Annotated in this window: 22 protein-coding genes and 1 tRNA gene; 18 read left to right on the top strand and 5 right to left on the bottom strand. The window is 37.0% G+C overall.

Going from position 1 to position 21,278, the window contains the following annotated elements; genetic code table 11:
* Positions 1-10 precede the first annotated feature (10 nt).
* Both FW778_RS00660 and FW778_RS00655 read right to left on the bottom strand, forming a co-directional pair.
* Complete coding sequence (locus FW778_RS00660) at positions 11-2,587, bottom strand: cation-translocating P-type ATPase (protein WP_150412647.1); 2,577 nt, start codon at positions 2,585-2,587, stop codon at positions 11-13.
* Positions 2,588-2,656: 69 nt separating this feature from the next.
* Positions 2,657-3,496, bottom strand: a complete 840-nt coding sequence (locus tag FW778_RS00655; protein WP_150412646.1) for a universal stress protein — start codon at positions 3,494-3,496, stop codon at positions 2,657-2,659.
* Between the two features lie 384 nt (positions 3,497-3,880).
* On the opposite strand from FW778_RS00655, the gene FW778_RS00650 reads away from it, so the two are divergent.
* From FW778_RS00650 to FW778_RS00640, 3 genes are all read left to right on the top strand, one after another.
* Positions 3,881-4,489, top strand: a complete 609-nt coding sequence (locus FW778_RS00650) for a DUF2202 domain-containing protein (RefSeq protein ID WP_150412645.1) — start codon at positions 3,881-3,883, stop codon at positions 4,487-4,489.
* 135 nt (positions 4,490-4,624) lie between these two features.
* Entirely contained in the window at positions 4,625-5,827 is a 1,203-nt protein-coding gene (locus tag FW778_RS00645) for an NAD(P)/FAD-dependent oxidoreductase (RefSeq protein ID WP_150412644.1), read from the top strand.
* 149 nt (positions 5,828-5,976) lie between these two features.
* Complete coding sequence (locus tag FW778_RS00640) at positions 5,977-6,198, top strand: YgaP family membrane protein (RefSeq protein ID WP_150412643.1); 222 nt, start codon at positions 5,977-5,979, stop codon at positions 6,196-6,198.
* Positions 6,199-6,259: 61 nt separating this feature from the next.
* On the opposite strand, the gene FW778_RS00635 is transcribed toward FW778_RS00640, so the two are convergent.
* A complete protein-coding gene (locus FW778_RS00635) occupies positions 6,260-7,957 on the bottom strand; it encodes an FAD-dependent oxidoreductase (RefSeq protein WP_150412642.1) in 1,698 nt (565 codons plus the stop codon).
* Between the two features lie 369 nt (positions 7,958-8,326).
* Between FW778_RS00635 and sqr the strand changes: the two genes are divergently transcribed.
* The 13 genes from sqr (at position 8,327) to FW778_RS00570 (ending at position 18,975) form a co-directional block, all read left to right on the top strand.
* Positions 8,327-9,583 carry a type III sulfide quinone reductase, selenoprotein subtype gene (gene sqr, locus FW778_RS00630; protein WP_150412641.1) on the top strand — a complete coding sequence of 419 codons (1,257 nt, stop codon included), beginning with the start codon at positions 8,327-8,329 and terminating at the stop codon, positions 9,581-9,583.
* A complete protein-coding gene (locus FW778_RS23660) occupies positions 9,579-9,917 on the top strand; it encodes a TusE/DsrC/DsvC family sulfur relay protein (protein ID WP_202552143.1) in 339 nt (112 codons plus the stop codon). The genes sqr and FW778_RS23660 overlap by 5 nt, the downstream gene beginning before the upstream one ends.
* Before the next feature lie 22 nt (positions 9,918-9,939).
* On the top strand, positions 9,940-10,476 hold the full coding sequence (locus FW778_RS00620; RefSeq protein WP_202552015.1) for a DsrE/DsrF/DrsH-like family protein: 537 nt from the start codon (positions 9,940-9,942) through the stop codon (positions 10,474-10,476).
* Between the two features lie 172 nt (positions 10,477-10,648).
* On the top strand, positions 10,649-10,885 hold the full coding sequence (locus FW778_RS00615) for a hypothetical protein (RefSeq protein WP_150412640.1): 237 nt from the start codon (positions 10,649-10,651) through the stop codon (positions 10,883-10,885).
* On the top strand, positions 10,869-11,090 hold the full coding sequence (locus FW778_RS00610) for a DUF6132 family protein (protein WP_150412639.1): 222 nt from the start codon (positions 10,869-10,871) through the stop codon (positions 11,088-11,090). Before FW778_RS00615 ends, FW778_RS00610 begins: the two co-directional genes overlap by 17 nt.
* A 9-nt stretch (positions 11,091-11,099) precedes the next feature.
* Complete coding sequence (gene trxA, locus FW778_RS00605; RefSeq protein WP_150412638.1) at positions 11,100-11,396, top strand: thioredoxin; 297 nt, start codon at positions 11,100-11,102, stop codon at positions 11,394-11,396.
* Between the two features lie 12 nt (positions 11,397-11,408).
* A complete protein-coding gene (locus FW778_RS00600) occupies positions 11,409-11,720 on the top strand; it encodes a rhodanese-like domain-containing protein (protein ID WP_150412637.1) in 312 nt (103 codons plus the stop codon).
* Positions 11,721-11,887: 167 nt separating this feature from the next.
* The gene (locus FW778_RS00595) at positions 11,888-13,228 is read left to right on the top strand and encodes a TolC family protein (protein ID WP_150412636.1); all 1,341 of its coding nucleotides are present in this window, start codon (positions 11,888-11,890) and stop codon (positions 13,226-13,228) included.
* An 11-nt stretch (positions 13,229-13,239) separates the two neighbouring features.
* Positions 13,240-14,343: an efflux RND transporter periplasmic adaptor subunit gene (locus FW778_RS00590; RefSeq protein WP_150412635.1), complete on the top strand. Its 1,104-nt coding sequence runs from the start codon at positions 13,240-13,242 to the stop codon at positions 14,341-14,343.
* A gap of 49 nt (positions 14,344-14,392) precedes the next feature.
* Entirely contained in the window at positions 14,393-17,602 is a 3,210-nt protein-coding gene (locus FW778_RS00585) for an efflux RND transporter permease subunit (RefSeq protein ID WP_150412634.1), read from the top strand.
* Positions 17,603-17,617: 15 nt separating this feature from the next.
* Positions 17,618-17,926, top strand: a complete 309-nt coding sequence (locus FW778_RS00580) for a hypothetical protein (protein ID WP_150412633.1) — start codon at positions 17,618-17,620, stop codon at positions 17,924-17,926.
* A 19-nt stretch (positions 17,927-17,945) separates the two neighbouring features.
* Complete coding sequence (locus FW778_RS00575; protein ID WP_150412632.1) at positions 17,946-18,146, top strand: YgaP family membrane protein; 201 nt, start codon at positions 17,946-17,948, stop codon at positions 18,144-18,146.
* A gap of 196 nt (positions 18,147-18,342) precedes the next feature.
* Positions 18,343-18,975 (top strand): Crp/Fnr family transcriptional regulator, encoded by a 633-nt coding sequence (locus tag FW778_RS00570; protein ID WP_150412631.1) that lies wholly within the window; start codon positions 18,343-18,345, stop codon positions 18,973-18,975.
* Between the two features lie 23 nt (positions 18,976-18,998).
* Here FW778_RS00570 and FW778_RS00565 read toward each other — a convergent pair whose 3' ends face one another.
* Complete coding sequence (locus tag FW778_RS00565; RefSeq protein WP_150412630.1) at positions 18,999-19,421, bottom strand: hypothetical protein; 423 nt, start codon at positions 19,419-19,421, stop codon at positions 18,999-19,001.
* Between the two features lie 17 nt (positions 19,422-19,438).
* The gene (locus FW778_RS00560) at positions 19,439-20,179 is read right to left on the bottom strand and encodes a class I SAM-dependent methyltransferase (RefSeq protein WP_150412629.1); all 741 of its coding nucleotides are present in this window, start codon (positions 20,177-20,179) and stop codon (positions 19,439-19,441) included.
* 129 nt (positions 20,180-20,308) lie between these two features.
* On the opposite strand from FW778_RS00560, the gene FW778_RS00555 reads away from it, so the two are divergent.
* Together FW778_RS00555 and FW778_RS00550 are read left to right on the top strand one after the other, a co-directional pair.
* Positions 20,309-20,381, top strand: a tRNA-Lys gene (locus FW778_RS00555).
* A gap of 245 nt (positions 20,382-20,626) precedes the next feature.
* Entirely contained in the window at positions 20,627-20,956 is a 330-nt protein-coding gene (locus FW778_RS00550; RefSeq protein WP_150412628.1) for an Arm DNA-binding domain-containing protein, read from the top strand.
* Positions 20,957-21,278 lie beyond the last annotated feature (322 nt).

The following is a 21,278-nucleotide window of genomic DNA, read 5'->3' as shown; positions in this document are numbered from 1 at the left end:
TTATTGTCACTCATTTTCTTAAACCATATTTCCTGGAAATAATTTTTTCAATTTCAACTGCAAAGAATACTACCGATGATGCTGCGCCTACTAAAATAAATTCGTGTACGGTTAAAGCCTGGGTTTTAAATATGGGTTGTAAAAATTGTATATAGGTTACACTAAACTGCAATAGAAAAGCTGCGAGCACTGAACCAATTAAGGGTTTGTTTGAAAAAATTCCGGCACTAAAAAAAGATTGAGATTCTGACCGGATGGCAAGCACATGCCCCATCTGGCTAAGACATAAGACATTAAACACAATCGTTTGCCAATGTAAGCCATGGCTAATGGCCCAGCTTTGTGCAGACAATGCAATGCCAGCCATGAGCATACCCACCCAAATCATGTGCGTACCTCTGCCGTTGGCAAACACACTTTGCTGCGGTGGGCGGGGAGGACGGTTCATAATATTTTTTTCTGCTTTTTCAAACGATAATGAAATGGCAGGCAACCCATCGGTAACTAAGTTTATCCATAAAATATGAATTGGTAATAATGCCACCGGCAATCCGATGATAGGGCCTATCAACAAAGTCCATAATTCACCGGAGTTACTTGTCATAAGGTATTTGATGAACTTAAGGATGTTATCATAAATTCTTCTTCCTTCCCGCACTGCTTTTACAATGGTAGAAAAATTATCGTCCAATAAAATCATGTGAGCTGCTTCTTTAGAAACATCAGTTCCGGTAATGCCCATGGCAATGCCAATATTGGCTCTTTTTAATGATGGAGCATCGTTTACGCCATCTCCTGTCATGGCAACATAGTGTCCTTTTCGTTGCAATGCTTTTACAATATGTAATTTTTGTTCCGGCGAAACACGTGCATATACTTTTATCTTTTCCACCTTGGCTAAGAAGCTTTCATTATCTAAGGCAGCAAGTTCCTGGCCCGTTATTACCAAATCATTTTCGTTGCTTAAAATACCAATGCGTTGCGCTATAGTTTTTGCAGTAAGAGGATGATCACCTGTTATCATCACCGGAATAATGCCGGCAGTTTTGCATTGGGCTACGGCATCAAATACTTCTTCACGTGGCGGATCAATAATACCCGCTAATCCTAAAAATTGCAAGCCGGATTCATGAAATTCACTATCAGGATTTGGCGGTACTGCATCCCAATATCTAAAGGCGAAACCCAATACCCTGAGGCCTTTGGCTGCCATTTTATCTACTTGCTTTTGTAACACCGGCATGTCAATGTTTATACAATGCTGCAATAAAATATCCGGTGCTCCTTTTGTAAAAGAAATAATTTTATTTTCATGCAAATGGAAAGTTGTCATCAATTTGCGGTCTGCATCAAATGCTATTTCCGAAAGGCGGGGCCATGTACCCGTTTGTATTTTTTGTTCTCTTGATACTTCCAACAACGCAATTTCGGTACTGTCGCCTTTTATTACTTTATCAGCATCTTCAAAAGAATCGTTATTGAGTGCAAAGGCTTGCAGCAGTAACATGACCTCGTGCTTTTCTAATATAAAAGAAAGTTCATTTCGGTCGTACACTTTTCCGTTCACAAATACATCTTCTACATACATTTTATTTTTGGTAAGTGTTCCTGTTTTATCAGTGCAGATATATGTAACCGAGCCTAACGTTTCTACCGCAGGTAATTTCCTTATGAGGCTGTTCAAACGAATCATTCTTTTAGCAGCCAATGCAAGTGAAATTGTAATAACTGCAGGCAGTGCTTCAGGAATTGCGGCTACGGCTAACGAAATACTCGTTAGTATCATTTTTACAACATCTTCTCCACGCAACCAGCCTGCCACAAAAAACAAGACGCATAAAAACAACACCAACACGGAAAGCTTTTTTCCAAAAGAGGCCATGCGTTGTTGTAGCGGAGTAAGTGTTTCATCTTCCTGCAGCATTTTTGCGATGCGGCCTAATTCTGTTTGCATACCGGTTGCAATTACCACCGCGGTTCCTCTTCCATACGTAACAAACGTGCCTTTAAATCCCATATTTTTTTTATCTCCAACGGGTAGATCATCAACTTCCAGCGAATGCGTTATCTTATCTACAGCATTAGATTCCCCGGTAAGTGCAGCTTCTTCAATTTTTAAATTAACTGATTCAATTATGCGAACGTCTGCAGGCACTGCATTACCGGCTTCTAAAAAAACAATATCACCTGGTACTAATACAGTTGCCGGCAACCATGCGATTCTTCCATCCCGCATTATTTTTGCCTGCATTATAGCCATTCGTTTTAAGGCCTGCATGGCTTTTTCTGCACGGTATTCCTGTAAGAAGCCAATAACCGCATTCAATAAAACAATTACAAGAATAACGATGGTATCAGTGATGTCGCCGATGATTCCTGATATGATTGCCGCAGCCATTAATATCAAAATCATGACATCTTTAAACTGCGCCAACAATATGCTGGCTACACTTTTCTTTTTACCTTCCTGTAATTCATTGGGGCCAATCTCCAGTAACTTGTCTTCGGCTATTGTTGTACTTAAGCCATGTTGGCTGGTGCCAAGCAATTCAAAAACTTCGGGTATGCTTAATCTGTGCCAGTTCATTAGCAATCTGTTATTTTACTTCGTAGTGGGTAAGCGGCATTATTGTATTTTTATTTATGTTGATGAATTTTATTTATTATGCGCTACAAATAAAGCCGTGTCCAGTTTTCGCATCAGCGTATCGGCCATGCTGGTTTTAAACCAACGTGAAAGTTCACTTCGCCTGTAAGCGCCTAGCACTATCAATTCGTTTTCTTTATGGTTATGTAAATAATCCAGTATTTGTTCTTCAGCCTCGCCCGTTGCAACGTTATAAGTTGCTTTTGGAAAATGTCTTTTAATAAATTCTCTCATCAGTTTATTGTCCGGTAAGCGAAGGTTTGCTTTCCGTTCATTTACTGAAAATACTTCTACCGGCAGATCCTGGAAATTGCCAAACAAATAACTGAACATTTTTATTGCATATAATGATGAAGGTGCACCATCGTATAACAAAACTATTTTATCAACCGGCTTGAATTTATTTGAAACTAATAATACCGGGCACTGCACATCACTCAGCAAATCCTTCATGAAGCGGGTGGGAAGTTCTTCTTTATATTTTGTAAATGTTTCGTATTCGTTTATAATAATAAGATCGGCAAACATACTTTCGTGTTTTAGCTCCTGTAGAGCGATACTTTTATCCCTGTGAATAGAATAGCTAATACCAGCTTTGCCACAAGCCTTTTGAAAATGTTGTGCTGCTTCGTCTCTTTTGAGCTGGTCTTTGGCATCCATCTCTTTCATTTTTTCAGTATAATCCTCGTTTGTTTTCATCACCGCTACTACATTGTAGTTCCGGTAAATAAATTCATCCAAAAAAACACCTACAAGATTTGCATTAACAACCTTGGATAATTGTATGGCATAATTCAATGTGCTGTTCGACATTTTATAACCGTCAAAAACTGCTAAAAACTTTTTCATGTTTAAATATTTATAAGTTAGACAGGACAATTTGGGAAGCAAAATGCAAGATTAGATTCTCCCTGCACTCAATAAATGATGGAAATCATGATGACCTATGATAAATGTTGCTTTTGCTTCCCATTAACCTTCATCTTAGTAATTGTTTCCAAATTATTTGCCTGTAAAAAATTACGAACAATAATAAGTTACTTAACATTTTGCCTTTCCCATACTGAGTATTGCAGTGATCGATATCATATTCAATAATAACAAAAGTCATTCTTCAAAATAGCTAACTAACGGACCTTTGCCTGAATGGTTAGGCAGAATAAGTAATGAGATTGATTGTAATTAATCAGAAGAAAATTCGATTAACCTGTGGGCTTTGTAAAAGGTAAGAAAATGAAAAAGATAATTTTTTTAATCACAGTTAGTTTGCTTTCTATAAAAGGTTTTGCGCAACAAACATTTTCTTTAACGCCGAAGGAAAAGGATGCAATCCTCTACATGCGAGAGGAAGAAAAACTGGCAAGGGATGTGTATGATTCAATGTACATAAAATGGGGTGTAAATCCATTTGGCAACATCAGGCAGAGTGAACAAATTCACATGGATAAAATGAAAGCTCTTATTACAACTTACAAACTCCAGGATCCTGTTTATAAAAACAACGACAAGCATGGTTTATTTACGAATGCGCTATTGAAAAATTATTATAATAAATTAGTTGCGGCAGGCAGCCAGGCTTTACCGGAAGCTTTGAGGGCAGGAGCAAAAGTAGAAGAGATGGATATCGCTGATCTGCAGGAAAGGATTAAGCAAACTCAAAAGCCTGATATTCTTGCTACGTATAATTATTTAGCAATGGCGTCTGGAAATCACCTGAGGGCTTTTGTGCGGCGCTTAAAGATGTTGGGAATAAATTACGAGCCCGTTATCTTGAGTAAAACAGCCTTTTCTAAAATAATTTCTGCCAGGGATACAAGAGGGGGATATGGAAGGTGGAATTGACTTATCTGTTTTGTGCTGATTGCCGTAGTTAATATTACTATAAATACATTACCTCCCTACACAAGTGTGATAAATGTTACTATGTGATTTTTTTTATAAAAATATCTTTATAAAACAAATTTTAAAACAAACGACATGCTTGCTAAAAAAATAATTATAGTAGGGGGTGGCAATGCCGGCCTCTCTGTAGCTGCGCAGCTTTTACGTAAAAATAAAAGCCTTCAAATAACGATAATCGAACCGTCTGAAAAACATTATTATCAACCTGCATGGACTCTTGTTGGAGCCGGTGTATTTGATATTAACAAAACAGTCAGAAGCGAAAAAGATTATATTCCTAAAGGAGCTACCTGGATTAAAGATGCAGTGGAAACTTTTTTACCTGCAGAAAATAAAGTGATAACGAGACAAGGTAATTCATACGGATACGATGCTTTGGTTGTTTGTCCGGGAATTCAGCTTGACTGGAATAAAATAAAAGGTTTGAAGGAAACCGTTGGTAAAAATAATGTTACTTCCAATTACTCATTTGATATAGCTCCGTATACCTGGGAATTGATAAGAAATTTTAAAGGTGGAACAGCAGTTTTTACAAATCCGGTTGGTCCCGTTAAATGTGGCGGAGCTCCTCACAAAATAATGTACCTCGCATGCGATTACTGGCGTAAACAGGGTATTTTGGATAAATGTGATGTGCATATTCTCTCAGGTGCCGCAAGTATTTTCGACGTAAAGGAATATGCCGCAACACTCAATAATGTAATAAAAGACGATAATATAAAAACGCACTTCGGAGTAAATGTAACCGCAGTTGATGCAGCGAATAAAACGATTTATTATGAAGAAAAAAATAAGGACGGTATAACTGACAGAAAAGAAATAAAGTTTGACATGTCCCATATAGTTCCGCCGCAATCTGCACCGGATTTTATAAAAAACAGCCCGCTTTCAGATCCAAATAATCCCTATGGTTTTGTTGAAATAAATAAAACAACTATGCAGCATAGCCGTTTTGCCAATGTATTTGCACTTGGTGATTGTATTAATGCCCCGGCTAAAAAAACCGGTGCTGCAATTCGTAGACAAGCGCCTGTTGTTGTAAAGAATGTATTAGCATTCCTGGCTAATGAAAAATTGCGGGGTGAATATACAGGATATAGTGCCTGCCCAATACCCACAAAATACGGAAGATTGATGCTTGCTGAGTTTGATTATTCAAATACTCCTAAAATGACCTTTCCATTTGATCAAACAAAATCGAGATGGAGTATGTGGATTTTAAAACTTAAAATATTGCCGTGGCTGTATTGGAATAAAATATTAAAAGGAACTGCCTGATGAGAATATAACAATGACCAACTTGTTTAACATCACAGGTTGGCTTTTATTTAGCAGTCTTTTTTAAATAGGTACATTAATTCATTTTACTTTATATCGATACTTATTATAACAAAAATTATCTTTTTAATCCATAAAAATAAATTTATATGAAAAAGAATATTGGAAGTGCAGACAGGATCATCCGTTTGCTGCTTGCAGCCTTAGTGGCCTTTTTATACTTTACAAATATTATTAGCGGAGTATCAGGTATTATACTATTGCTTGTAGGTGTAGCATTGTTATTAACCAGCCTTGTTGGCACTTGCCCTTTATATATTTTATTTGGTTTAAACACCTGTGCTGCAAAGAAATCACAGCCCAGGTTTTAAAATTCATTCGCTAACATTTCCCAGTATGAGAGATGTAGAACGGCAACGGGTACACGAATAGTTAATCCTGTAATGCAAGACCATTTTGCTTTGCATTATTTACAATCCAGGTTTCGGCCATGCACGATTTCCATACGTTGTACCCGCCAGAAAGATTTTTTACATTGTTGAATCCATTTTGCTTTAATATTCTTTGTGCCAGGTATCCTCTCAAGCCAGCCTCACAATAAATGTAAATATTTTTATCTTTTGGTATTTCTATCAGCCTGGTTCTTATTTCATCCACAGGTATGTTAATAGCTTTTCCTATCTTCCCGGCAATGTATTCATCGGCCCTGCGAACATCTAACAATATATCTTGCGGCTTTAAATTTTCAAGTTCATTCCAGTAAAATACTTCTAGCCTTTTCATTAAAATATTTTCGGCGACAAAACCGGCCATATTAACCGGGTCTTTTGCCGAAGAATAGGGCGGAGCATAGGCATGTTCAAATTCAGCCAATTCGTAAATGGTTTTATTTTGTTTAATAAAAGAAGATAAAATATCAAGTCGTTTATCAACGCCGTCATAGCCCGCGATTTGAGCACTCAGCAAACGACCATCCGTAGACGAAAATGCAATTTGCATGGTCATTTGTTTTGCGTTAGGATAGTAAGCAGCGTGCGATCCGTTAAATGTAGTGGACACAACATGGTCAATATTAGCTGTTTTCAAATGTTTGGATGCAGTACCTGCAGTACCTACTGTCATATCAAAAACTTTTACAATAGCCGTATTGATAGAACCCTTATATTTTTGAACATCACCTAAAACAACATTGTTTGCACAGATGCGTCCCTGTTTGTTTGCAGGCCCTGCGAGAGAAGTAATCATAGATTGCCCCGTTATGGGGTTTTCAAATTCTATGGCATCGCCCACGGCATAAATATCGGGGTTAGATGTTTGTAAGTATTCATTTACCCAAATCCCCTTTGCTGTACCTGTTTTCAGTCCTGCCTGTATAGCCAATCGTGTATCGGGTCGCACACCTATTGAAAGTAATACCATGTCTGCAGTCAGTACTTCTCCGTTATTTAAGGAAATTTCTATTTGTTGCCCTATTTTAGTAAAGCCTGTAACAGCTACGCCTAAACGAAGATCAACTCCGTGGGTACGGATATGTTGTTGTACAATTGCTGCAATGGGGAAATCAACAGGAGCAAGAACCTGGTTTCCCATTTCTATAATGGTAACCTCAAGCCCAATATCATGAAAGTTTTCAGCCATTTCCAAACCAATGAAGCCTGCGCCAATTACTACCGCTTTTTTTACATGTTTCTTTTTTACATAACTTTTTATATAATCGGTGTCTTTTACATTTCTTAAAGTAAAAATTCCTTCGCTGCCAATACCTGGTAATGGAGGCTGAAGTGGTTCTGCGCCGGGTGACAGAATTAACTTGTCGTAAGTCTCTTCATATGCTTCGCCGGTTATTTGATTATTGGCGGTAACGTTTTTCTTCGCAGGATCAATTGCTGTTATCAGCGTGGTTATCCTTACATCAATATTAAAACGTTTGTTAAACGAAGTTGCGGTTTGTACAAACAGTTTATTCCTGTCTTTAATGACATCGCCAATATAATAGGGCAATCCGCAATTTGCGTAGGAAATATATTCTCCCTTTTCAAAAATGATGATTTTTGCATGCTCATCTAATCTTCTTAATCTTGCTGCTGTACTGGCTCCGCCTGCAACAGCACCTATTATTATGTATTTCATGTGGCTCATAAGCTTTTTAAAAAATTATGTGTAAATAAATGTGTTTCCTTTTTGCAATGGTCACCCGGGTAAGTTGAAAGATACATTGCGGGCAAAATAAATGATGAACTCACGGTACCTATAAACGTTTTTGTTTAATTCTATTACCAGACCTTTACCCGTAATTGCGGTGAAAAGTTTTTCAAAACTAACCTGTAAAAAGTAAGTGGTCTGTAACATTTATTACATAAAACTTTGTGCCAGCACTTTTGGTGAAGAATCATAACGCCTGGTGATTTAGATCACTAGACAAGGTTACCGTTATCATAATAAATTGAAATAATCCGGATGAATTTTACATCGCAAAAATTTAATTATAAATCACGAAAAATGAAAAATCTTATTATACTCGGAGCCGGAACTTCCGGCACAATGATGGCTAATCATTTACACCATCATTTAAAACAGCCCGATTGGCAGATAAGCATTATTGATGAAAGAAAAGAACATCATTACCAGCCTGGTTATCTTTTTCTGCCTTTTGATATTTATGCTCCTGAAGATATTATAAAAACGATTGAAGAGTTTATTCCAAAGGAAGTTACACTCATCAAACAAAAAATTAACCGCATTCTTCCAACCGAAAATAAAATTCAATTAGAGAGTGGTAAAGAATTGAACTATGATATTTTAATAATAGCTACGGGTGCTAAAATTGCTCCCGAAGAAACCGAAGGCATGAAAGGAACTGAATGGCAGAAATCTGTTTTTGATTTTTACACTTTTGAAGGTGCACTGGCATTAAGAAATAAATTGAGAGAGTGGCAGGGTGGAAAGCTAGTAGTTCATATCACGGAGATGCCTATTAAATGCCCGGTGGCACCGTTAGAATTTACATTTTTGGCCGACTCATTTTTTACGCATAAGCATATACGTGATAAAGTGGAAATAACTTATGTAACCCCTTTAAGTGGAGCATTTACAAAACCAAAAGCTACAGAAGCGCTCGATCATTTGCTGCAGGAAAAGAATATAAAAACTGAAGGTGATTTTGCAATTGAGTATGTAGACAATGAAACGAAAGAGATTGTGGATTATGGTGGTAAAAGAATTCCGTTCGATATATTAGTAACAGTACCTACTAATAAAGGCGATGAAGTGATAGAAAGATCAGGCATGGGCGATAACTTAAACTATGTTCCTGCTAATAAGGCCACACTTCAATCTAAAGATTATAAAAACATTTTTGTGCTGGGAGATGCAAGCAATATACCTGCATCCAAAGCAGGCTCTGTTGCTCACTTTGAGGCCGAAATATTAACTGACAATATTCTTCTTTATATAAAAGGAGAGCCCTTGAAAGAAGGGTTTGACGGCCATGCTAACTGCTTTATTGAAACGGGCCATGGTAAAGCATTGCTGATAGACTTTAATTACACACACGAGCCCGTTGAAGGAAGCTTTCCATTTGCAGGCCTTGGTCCTTTGCGTTTATTAAAAGAAAGCAGGATGAACCACATGGGTAAACTTGCATTCAGATGGATCTATTGGAATGTTTTATTAAAAGGAACACACATACCATTTGTTTCAGCGACTATGTCAGAAAGTGGAAAGCATTATGAGAAAGCTGAAACCGTTTTAAATTAAATTATTAAAATTAAAAATAACCAATTATGAAAGGACAATAGCCGGTAAATCAATCGCCGTAAACGAAGAAGGATACTTAACAAATTTTAGCCAATGGGATGAAAAAGTTGGGGAAGCACTGGCCGACGAAGCGCATGTTCCCTTAACACCGCGGCATTGGGAAGTATTAAAGTATTTGCAAAATGAACAAAAGAACAACGTAGCGCTGAGCATACGGCGTGTCGGAAAATGCGGAGTGGTAGATATTAAAGAGTTCTACCAGTTGTTTCCAACAGCGCCATTAAAAACCGCGACGAAAATTGCCGGTATTCCCAAGCCCGCAAGTTGTATTTAAAAAATTTAAATTTTTGTCAATTATGAATGAAAATGATGAAGTAACTGCAATGCTAGAGAGAAGTGGTGTAGCAGTTATGCATGAAAATAACGGTGTAATAAAAAAGATGATGATCATCTTATCTAAAGGAACATTGGAAAATGTATATGCTGCTTTTGTATTAGCTAACGGAGCCCGTATGGAGGGCATAGACGCAGAAATATTTTTTACTTTTTTCGGCCTCGAGGCTGTTCATAAAAAGAAACTGGAACATCTGCATGTGGCTACCGTAGGCAATCCTGCTATGCACCTGCCAACTATGCTGGGCGGTTTACCTGGTATGGAAGCATTGGCTACCTCAATGATGAAAAAAGAAATGGAAAAAATAGATATGCCCGAAATACCTGAGTTCCTGGATATTTTATCAGCGTCAGGCGTAAAATTATGGGCATGTAAGTTAGCCATGGATATGTTTCATTACAAGAAGGAAGATTTGTATGAAGGTGTAGATGATGTAATTACCGTTGGTGATTTTTATAAAGAGAGCGCCGGAGAAGGTGTACACATGTTGTTTGTATAGACGCCTCTTAAAACGATTCTCATTTAAACTTTAAAAGCAGCTTTTTGGCTGCTTTTTTGTTTGTAACCTTTGTTACAAAAAACGGGGATGATTGAATTTATTTTTGCTTTATCAAATTCATAAAATGTCTTTATCAGATATATTAAAAGAAAGAATTTAAATAAATTAAAAAATGAAACAGGCAATTTTTAGTAATTGGAATTTTATGAGATTTTTACGATTGGGTCTGGGCGTTGCTATTATTGTGCAATCTGTAATCGTGAAAGAATGGGCGATGGGATTACTAGGTCTGCTATTTACAGCAATGCCGGTATTTAATATAGGTTGCTGTGGTGTTAATGGTTGCGCAACGCCTGTTAAAAAAAGCACAGAAACTACTAAAGATGTTACATATGAAGAAGTGGTTTAAAAATAATATGCTATACATGATAGGTGCTGCAATTGGCGCTATTGCGGGTTATTTATATTGGCAACAAATTGGATGCGATTCGGGCACATGCGTGATAACATCAAAGCCTGTTAACAGTACAATTTATGGAGCATTCATGGGTGCATTAGTGTTTGGGATGTTTAAAAATGAAACCAAAAAGCAAACTTTAAAAGAAAAAGAATAATATTAGAAAATGACATTTAATGAAATCATACAATCCGATAAACCAGTATTGGTAGATTTTTCTGCAGAATGGTGTGGCCCTTGCAAAATGATGGCTCCTATTCTTAAAGATGTAAAGAAAGAAGTGGGTGAAACTGCCACTATCCTGAAAATTGATGTGGATAAAAATCCGGCTACAGCCGGCCAATATCAAATTCAGGGAGTACCTACTTTAATAATATTTAAAAAAGGGAAAGCCGTTTGGAGGCAAAGCGGCGTAATACCTAAGGCAGGATTAGTTGATGTAATCAAGAAATTCACAATATAAAATTTAAAACAAATGAATATTTTTCAATCCCTATTTGGTGGAGGACCAACTGTAGATTTAAAGAACATTATTAACGAAGGAGCTTTCCTGGTGGATGTAAGAACCCCCGGTGAATTTGCTGAAGGCCATGTAAAAGGGTCAGTAAATATTCCATTAAATACTGTTGCATCCCAATTGGCAAAATTTAAAAACAAAAAGAATATCGTTGTATTCTGCCGCAGCGGTGGACGGAGCAGCCAGGCAAAAAGTATACTGGAACAAAATGGATTTACAAACGTAATAAATGGTGGAACCTGGAACCAGGTGAGCCAGTTTGTAAAATAATTAAGTAGGTAATTTTTTCTTAAAGTACTGCCGCATGTTAACCATGCGGCAGTACTTTTTTTTCACCCTATTTAATAATTTTTTTATAAACGAATAGCCGAGAACGTTACAAATGTTACACTTTACCACTTTTGATGCAATTAATTTTGCGGTTAAATTAAAAATAAGTGAACAGAAGAAGACATTTCATTTTAGCAGCCTTTACAACAGTCATCATTTTTAATGCGGTTGTATTAAAAGTTTCAGCGCAGGACAGTCTAAGACAATTAAGTCTTTCTGATGCGATCGCAGCAACTTTAAATAATAACAAGAGAATTCAACTTGCTAAGCTGGATGAAAATATTGCTGCATCCAACTACAAACAAACAGAGGCTATTTATTTGCCGCAGGTTGGTTTTTCCTATACAGCAATGAGTACTGATAATCCGCTCAATGCATTTGGATTTAAGCTTCAGCAAAAATCTATCACTCAAAATGATTTTAATCCGGATCTTCTAAACCACCCTTCAGGTACTCCTGACTTTACAACAAAACTGGAAGTGCAGCAGCCATTGATAAATATGGATATACTGTACAAAAGAAAGGCTGCTGCAAAGCAAATAGAATTATATCAATACAAAACACAACGGACCAAAGAATATTTAACTTTTGAAGTTCAGAAAGCCTACCTGCAATTACAATTAGCTTACGATGCGGTAAAAGTTTTGGAAGAAGCATTGCAGACAACAAATTCAGTTTACACATTTACTGATAATCATTTTAAGCAAGGGTTAATTCAAAAGTCGGATTTGCTGAATGCACAGGTGCAGGTTACTACCGTTGAAACTAACCTGGCAAAAGCAAAGAGTAATATCCGTAATGCATCCGACTACCTCAGTTTGCTAATGGGGCAAGGCGACGGTGTTATTTATAAACCAGAAAATACTTTGCAGCAGGAAACACCGGCAAATGATACAGCCACAAAAATTGCATCTTCCCGGTCAGATTTTCTTGCGATGCAAAAAGCTATTGAAACTTCTGATTTGATGATTAAGTCAAGTAAAATGAGTTACCTGCCAAAGTTAAATGCATTTGGAAGTTACCAGTTCAATGACAGGCAGGCTCTCGGTTTTGGAGCCAATGCTTACTTGGCAGGTATTCAACTTTCGTGGGACATCTTCAAAGGAAACAGGACAAAAAATACAATTGCCACACAGACGTTAGAACGAAATAAATTATCAGAAGAATTAGCAAAGCAAAAAGATGAGAGCCAGTTGGAACTTGATAAAGCCTACCGGGATCTTGCAGATGCATCGTTCAATATTAAACAACAAAAACTTGCAATCGAACAGGCTTCGGAATCATTAATGATTTTACAAAACCGTTACCAGCAGGGCTTGGTGAATACAACTGATGTACTAATGGCAACCAATCAACTTTCACAACAAAAATTTGCATTGGCCCAGGCAATATTTACATCGAATATTACTAAGGCGTATTTACAACTATTAAAAGCATCAACTAAATAAACTATTACAAAATGAGCATGATTGCGAATACAAAAAATATACTACAACTCTTTACTGTTATTGGATTCTTGGCATTAAGTTCCTGTTCCACTAAGAATAAAACGAAAGCCGAACCAAACACAGACAGTGCCGTTGTTGTAACTGTTGCTACGCCATCAGGCAACGACCAGCAGGCTATTAATATAAGCGGACAGGTTGAGGCATCGCAATCAGCAAATATCAGTACAAGAGTAATGGGCTATATAACAAAACTGAATGTAAAGGTTGGAGACCATGTAAATAAGGGACAGTTAATTGCTTCCATAAGTAATAATGATATTGTTGCAAAACGTGCCCAGGTAGATGCTTCGATAGCAGAGGCTAATGATGCTTTACAAAATGCGCAAAAAGATTATGATCGCTTCACCGCTTTATACAAGCAGCAGAGTGCGACAGCAAAAGAGTTGGATAATGCTACACTTCAATACAATTCAGCAAAATCAAGACTGGAATCTGCAAAACAAATGCGCAACGAAGTAAATGCAATGTTGGCCTACACAACCTTAACGGCTCCGTTTTCGGGTACGGTTACACAAAAATTAGCAGATGCGGGAAGCATGGCAAATCCGGGAATGCCAATAGTTACTATTGAACAAAGCGGCTCTTATCAAATAAGCGCTGCAGTGCCTGAAACTCAAATCAACCAGGTAAAACAAGGCCAGTCAGTAACGGTAAATATTAAATCTATCAACAAAATTTTCACCGGCAAAGTTACCCAGCTTAATCAATCATCGCAGTTTACGGGTGGCCAGTATCTTATTAAAGTAAGCATTCCTGATAAAGAGAAAAATGGTTTATATGCCGGCATGTATGCTAATCTTTCAATAGCATCTTCCAATAAAGTTGAAGTAGATACAGATGCTGTTCTGGTGCCGGTTTCAAGTATAATTAATAAAGATCAACTAACGGGACTGTACACGATAAGTGCCAACAATACGGCATTACTTCGCTGGGTGAGGTTAGGTAAAACTTTTGGCGATAAAGCAGAAGTGCTAAGCGGATTAGGAAAGAATGAACAGTTTATTGTAAGTGCCGATGGAAAAATATATAACGGAATTCCTGTAAAAATAAAATAGGCTCCCAATTTTTCCCTGTTTCAAAGTTAAAACGAATTAATAGGATCAAATGAAAAATGGATTTGCAGGTAATATAGCTAAGGCTTTCATACAGTCGAAATTAACGATACTGTTAATGATTGCATTTTTATTGATTGGTGCATACAGCACGTATTTGATCCCTCGTGAGGAAGAACCACAAATACAGGTGCCGATGGCCGATATTTTTATTGGTTATCCCGGCGCCGAGCCCAAGGATGTAGAAACAAAAGTGGCGGAGCCTTTGGAGAAAATGATTTCGAATGTGAAGGGCGTTGAGTATGTGTATTCTACATCCATGAAAGGACAGGCTATGCTGATCGTTCAATTTTATGTGGGAGAAAATGTAGAAAATTCTTTGGTAAAACTTTATAATGAATTGATGAAGAATATGGACAAGATGCCGCAAGGTGTCACACTTCCATTGATAAAAACAAGATCGATAGATGACGTGCCTGTATTGGGCTTAACTTTGTGGAGCGAAAACTATGATGATTACCGGTTGAAACAAATTGGGCAGGAGCTTACCAATGAAATTAAAAAGATACCGGATGTTTCAGACATTAATATTATCGGGGGAAGAAGCCGTGAAATAAAAGTAGTACTAGATAAAAATAAGATGGCGGAAAACCATGTAGATTTTTTATCTGTCAGCAAACAAATACAAGGCAGCAATACGCAGATGCAGAGTGGTAACCTGTTGCAGCAAGACACTGTTTTTTCTGTTGAAACAGGAAATTTTTTAAATACGTCCGACGATGTAGCCAACCTTGTTGTCGGTATCAATCAACAACAGCCGGTTTATCTAAAACAAATTGCAAGGGTAGAAGAAGCGCCTGAAACCTCTAATCAATATGTGTTGTTTGGCTATGGTAGGGCAGATACTTCAAAAGCTAATAAATTCAAATCAAATTATCCGGCTGTTACTTTATCTATTGCCAAAAAGAAAGGTGCCGATGCGATGCAAATATCTGAAAAGATTCTTGCTAAAGTGGAGCATCTCAAGAAAGATTTACTGCCTAATGATGTGCAACTAACTGTTACAAGAAACTATGGCGAAACTGCTTCAGATAAAGTATCAGAATTATTACTCCATTTATTTATCGCGATTGTGGTAGTTACTTTATTTGTAATGCTGGCAATGGGCTGGCGTGGCGGGTTAGTGGTATTCTTATCAGTACCGGTAACATTTGCCCTTACGTTATTCAGTTACTACTTCATGCATTATACTTTAAACCGCATTACACTGTTTGCATTAGTATTTATTACGGGTATTGTGGTAGATGATTCCATTATCATTGCGGAGAATATGCATCGGCATTTCAAAATGAAAAAGCTGCCGCCATTGCAGGCTGCCATCTATGCTATTAATGAAGTAGGTAACCCGACAATACTTGCAACGTTCACTGTTGTAGCAGCGGTATTGCCGATGGCTTTTGTGTCGGGAATGATGGGGCCCTATATGAGTCCAATGCCCATTGGTGCATCTATTGCCATGATGCTATCATTGATTGTGGCATTAACGCTTACGCCATATCTTGGTTACATTTTCCTGCGTGAGAAAGAAAGAAAAGGAATCAGTCACAAAGAAAGCAAACCACATATACTTGAAGAAACCCGCATCTATAAAATTTATCGCTCATTCATTCGCCCGATGCTGGAATCAAGGTGGAAACGGTGGACATTTATTATAAGTATTGTGGTGATTTTACTTGCATCTCTTTCTATGTTTTACACCAAAGCGGTTGCTGTAAAAATGTTGCCGTTCGATAATAAGAATGAATTCCAGGTTGTAATTGACATGCCCGAAGGCACTACTTTGGAAAAAACACAGGCCGTTGCAAAAGATATCGCCGACTACGTTTCAAGGCAGCCGTTAGTTAGAAACTACCAGGCTTATATTGGAACATCGGCGCCCATTAGTTTTAATGGTTTAGTGCGGCATTATGATTTGAGAAGAGGGGATAATGTTGCAGATGTTCAGGTAAACCTGGTTGACAAGAAAGATCGCAGTTTGCAAAGCCATGCAATCGCAAAACAAATGCGTGTGCCCGTACAGGTTATAGCAGCAAAATACAATGCAAATGTGAAGATTGTTGAAGTGCCGCCAGGGCCACCGGTGTTATCTACATTGGTTGCAGAAATATATGGGCCTGATTACAATGAACAAATAAAAATGGCAAAACAGGTAAAAACTTTGTTCAGTAAAACAACAGATGTAGTTGACGCAGACTGGATGGTAGAAGATGATCAGCCTGAGTATCATGTAACTGTTGATAAAGAAAAAGCAATGCGGTATGGTGTAGCGCCTGCGCAGGTAACGGCGACCGTAAACGCTGCATTGTCGGGCATGCCCGTTGGTAATATATATCAGCCTGCGTCCTATAATCAAACTATTATCAAACTGCAATTAAATGATTCGGACAAAGCAAATATGGATGACATACTCGATGTAAAAGTTATGGGTATGCAGGGTAATGAGGTGCCGATAAGAGATTTGGTAACTGTTACAAAACAAATAAAGCAAAAAAGTATTTACCGCAAAAACCAGAAGGAAGTTGTGTATGTGGTAGCTGATATGGCGGGAAGTCTCGAAAGCCCGTCTTACGCTATGTCACGAATTTCTGATAGTTTAAAAAACATACAGGTTCCAAAAGGCTTTTCATTGAAAGAAGAATACACACATCAGCCGGAAATGGAAGATAATTATTCTTTAAAATGGGATGGCGAATGGCAGATTACATTTGAAGTTTTCAGGGACTTAGGTATTGCATTTGCTGTGGTTATTTTATTGATCTACATATTAATTGTAGGTTGGTTTCAAAACTTTACTGTGCCATTGGTTATGCTTGCTGCTATTCCACTATCATTAATAGGAATTGTTTTGGGCCACTGGATGCTGGGCGCTTATTTCACAGCAACTTCAATGATCGGTTTTATAGCACTGGCAGGTGTAATGGTCCGAAACTCGGTACTCCTCATTGATTTTATTAATATCCGCCTTAGAGAAGGCATTCCATTAAAACAGGCAATTATAGAAGCAGGCGCAGTGAGAACAACACCTATTTTATTAACAGCAGGCGCTGTAGCTTTAGGCGCAGTGATTATCTTATTTGATCCTATTTTCCAGGGCCTTGCAATTTCATTAATGGGTGGAACGATTACATCAACATTTCTTACACTGCTTGTTGTGCCTTTATTATATTATAGAATGATGCGCAAAAAATATCCCAACAAATAATATAAATCGTTAGATATGAAATTTTTTATAGTAACCTGTTTAAAAGAATACCATGATGTTGTTACGAAAATATTTAAACAGGCAAATATTCGCGTATTTAGTGTAACTGATGTAATAGGGTTTAAAGACAATCATACACCCAACCTGTTGGCAGATTGGTTTGCCAGCGGAGACGAAAAATTTGATTCTATGATCATATTCAGTTTTACGGATGTTGAAAATGCTGAGCATGCCATGGATTTAATAAAAAAATATAACGATACAAGCGATACAGGTTTTCCTTTACGTGCGTTTATTGTTCCTGTGGAAAAAACAAGTTATTAATCATTTTAAAAATTAAAATATGAGAGAAAGAATTGTTCGCGCTGTTGCTGGTGCATTTGTTTTAACAAGCATTATGCTGGCATACTTTATTAATATTAACTGGCTTTGGCTGGGCGTGTTTGTTGGTGTCAATTTACTGCAATCGTCGTTTACCAGATTTTGCCCGTTGGAAAATATCCTAAATGTATTGGGTGTTAAAAAACATAAAATGAAAAATTAATCTTCAAAAAATTTATTCTACGCTTTTTATTAAATTTATTCTATTACGCGGGGTTTCGTTGTAAACATTTTACAAACTTGCGTCATTTAATTTAGATGTCTTTCCAGAGGAAATCGATCTTTTAATTTCTTACTAATTGTTCATAGTTTCTTACTTCCAGAAGCTATAATTTTGCCAATGGTTTTAAAAAGATACTATGAATAAATTTACGAGCCTAGATGCAACATTTGAGTCGGCCTTAATAAAGGAAATGTACCAGTTTGGCGAGGTTAAACATTTTAAGGAAGGCGACATTATTATGGATTACGGAAAATATATTCGCATGATGCCTATTGTTTTAAAAGGCACTTTAAAAGTTTTTAGAAAAGACGAAACCGGGAAAGAAATTTTATTGTATTATTTGTCTGATAATGAAAGCTGCTCTATGGCCTATAGCTGTTGCCTTGAAGCGAAAAAAAGCGAAGTAAAAGCAATTGCCGAAGATGATGTGGAACTTATAGCGATTCCTCATATTAAATTAGATGAATGGTTATGTAAATACACGAGCTGGAAAAACTATATTATGCATAGTTTTAACGAACGTTTTTTAGAGTTGCTGAAATCAATCGAAAGTATCGCTTTTCATAAATTAGATGAAAGGTTGGTTGCCTATCTAAAGGAAAAACAACGCCTGTCCGGCTCCAGTGTTATTAAAGCATCGCATTATTTAATTGCAGATGAACTCGCCACATCACGAGTAGTGGTTTCCCGCTTATTAAAGCAACTGGAAAATGATGGTAAAATTTTATTATACAGGAATGAGATTAAACTAATGAAAGATTTTAATTGAAATCATTTTGATTTTACCAAATGTTATTTTATCAACTGCTTAAATTTTTTCAACTCCGAAATTTCATTTGAGGAAAGCAATTCATTGTTTTCATATTTAGCCTTAAGAAACAATACTCTCTTATGTTGAGGATACCTTGCAAGAATTGTTTCCATCAACATGCCGGCTTCTTTATCTTTTTCAAATAAAGGGGCACGGGGTGGCAACTCAGATTTATATCTTGTCGGCATTCTTTTTATGATGGCTTCCAGGGTGCCAAGCTTACTTACAGATACGTCTTTTATTTTTGAAGCTTTGCTGTGCAAACCCTGTAATTGTTTTTTACTCAGGCTTCCACGCTGCTGGTATTGTTTGTAAAGGCTTATTACAAACGACGACACAGGGTAAGCCAGGATGCAGTCTTCCAGCAGATCATTAATAATATCAATCTTTTTGTTTGTATTCATTTATAAAAAAAGAAACATTATGGATTAATTTTTTCATACAATAAAAAATGTTGAATTGGCAGAAATTCGCCATCCAAAGAAAGCTTAAAACCGTTTGAAATCATTTCCTTATTTATTTGTTCCACACTCATTTTATGTAAAGGTAAAATTGGAATTTTCGGATCCTCAGCCCTGTACTCAAGCAATAAGAGCTTGCCATTCTTTTTTAATGCTTTGCTGATGCTATGCATCATTTCTCTTGGATATTGTAATTCATGGTATACGTCAATCAGTAAAGCAAGATCTATGGAACTATCCGGCAAATGCGGGGATTTTACATCGCCCTTTATTACCACAACATTCGAATCGCCCAGTTCATATTTTTCATTATTCAGGTATCGCAACAATTCATCCTGTATTTCTACTGCATATACTTTTCCCTGCGGAACTTTTTCAGCAATTTTAAAAGTAAAGTAACCTGTACCCGCACCAATATCTGCGACCACACTTGTTGGCAACAAATTCATTTTTTCAATTGCAAGCCGCGAATTTTCTTCTTTCTGTCGATCTCTTCTATCCAGCCATGCGGCACCTTCACTCCCCATTACCTGTGCAATTTCCCTGTCTGCATAAAATTTTCCTGTACCATCTGAAGAGCGTGGTTTATAAGTATAATTGTATTGGGGATTAACAAACGGTTTCCTGATGGTTTTGGAAGAATTACATTTTCCGAAAGAAAAGAAAATAAAAATTATTATGCCTATCGCTGATATTTTCATAAGGCTGAAGATAAATTAATAGTTCTTTTCATTTGAAGTTAATTTTAAAAAAAACCTGCTAATAAAAGTAAGTCTTGTAAAAAATTTGTTCTCAAATCTTTTTGCATTATTTTTGCACTCCTTTTTAAAGATTTGGTAGCTCAGTTGGTAGAGCAATACACTTTTAATGTATGGGTCCTGGGTTCGAGTCCCAGCCAGATCACAACGAACAAGTCAAATCTAAAAAAAGCCGCTTAAAATGCACGTTTTAAGCGGCTTTTTACTTTTTAACCGTCAAAGGTGAACCAAATTAGATCAAGGTGTTCGGTTACCAACTCGGTTACCAGAATTGCTCCGATATTTGGTAACCGAATGCAGTCAAAATGATTGCTCTACTCTTTCACTACGAACAAATACAAAGAAGGTTGAGGTGCTTTAAAAAAATTATTCATTTTAAAGTCACCACACATGCAAACACAATTAACATTCTCGATCCTTTTCTGGATTAAAAAAAATCGTATTAAAAATGGCAAAGCTCCTATCAATGCCCGGGTAACAGTTAACGGCAATCGCATTGAACTTTCAACTCATAGAGAAGCCTCAGTTTTGGACTGGGATGCAAGGTCTCAGACTGTAAGAGGAAAATCCAATGAATCAAAAATGATAAACTTCGATCTTGCTTTTATTAAAACAAAGATTTTGAGTTGCCGAAGCAGGCTCGAAGCAAGAAATGAAATAGTAACCATTGAATCAATAAAAAGGAGTACACTGGAGTTATTGAAAGGCCGCGGATGTTAATAGAAATAATTCAGGAAGCCCTGTTTTGATTTGTAGAAGGTGATATTTCCAATCGTTCCTTCCAGGGGAATTATCCCACTTTGTTTTGCCATAAATATTGGTTTTAGAGGTTAAATATTTCTGTAAATAAATTGCGTCTATATACCGTTAGTACAATAAACTTTTTATATTTATACAGAATTCGATAACAAGAATAAAGCGCAACAATTGGGTTACAAAGTCACCAGACCGAAAATGCAGAGTTATGCAGGTTATAATACCAAAACGCATAGTGATCTATGCAAAGACATTTCGAATATTACAGGCCGTAAGGAAAGAAAGG

Source organism: Ginsengibacter hankyongi (assembly GCF_008710285.1).
Taxonomy (GTDB): Bacteria; Bacteroidota; Bacteroidia; order Chitinophagales; family Chitinophagaceae; genus Ginsengibacter; species Ginsengibacter hankyongi.
This window is presented reverse-complemented; position numbering and strand designations above follow the sequence as displayed.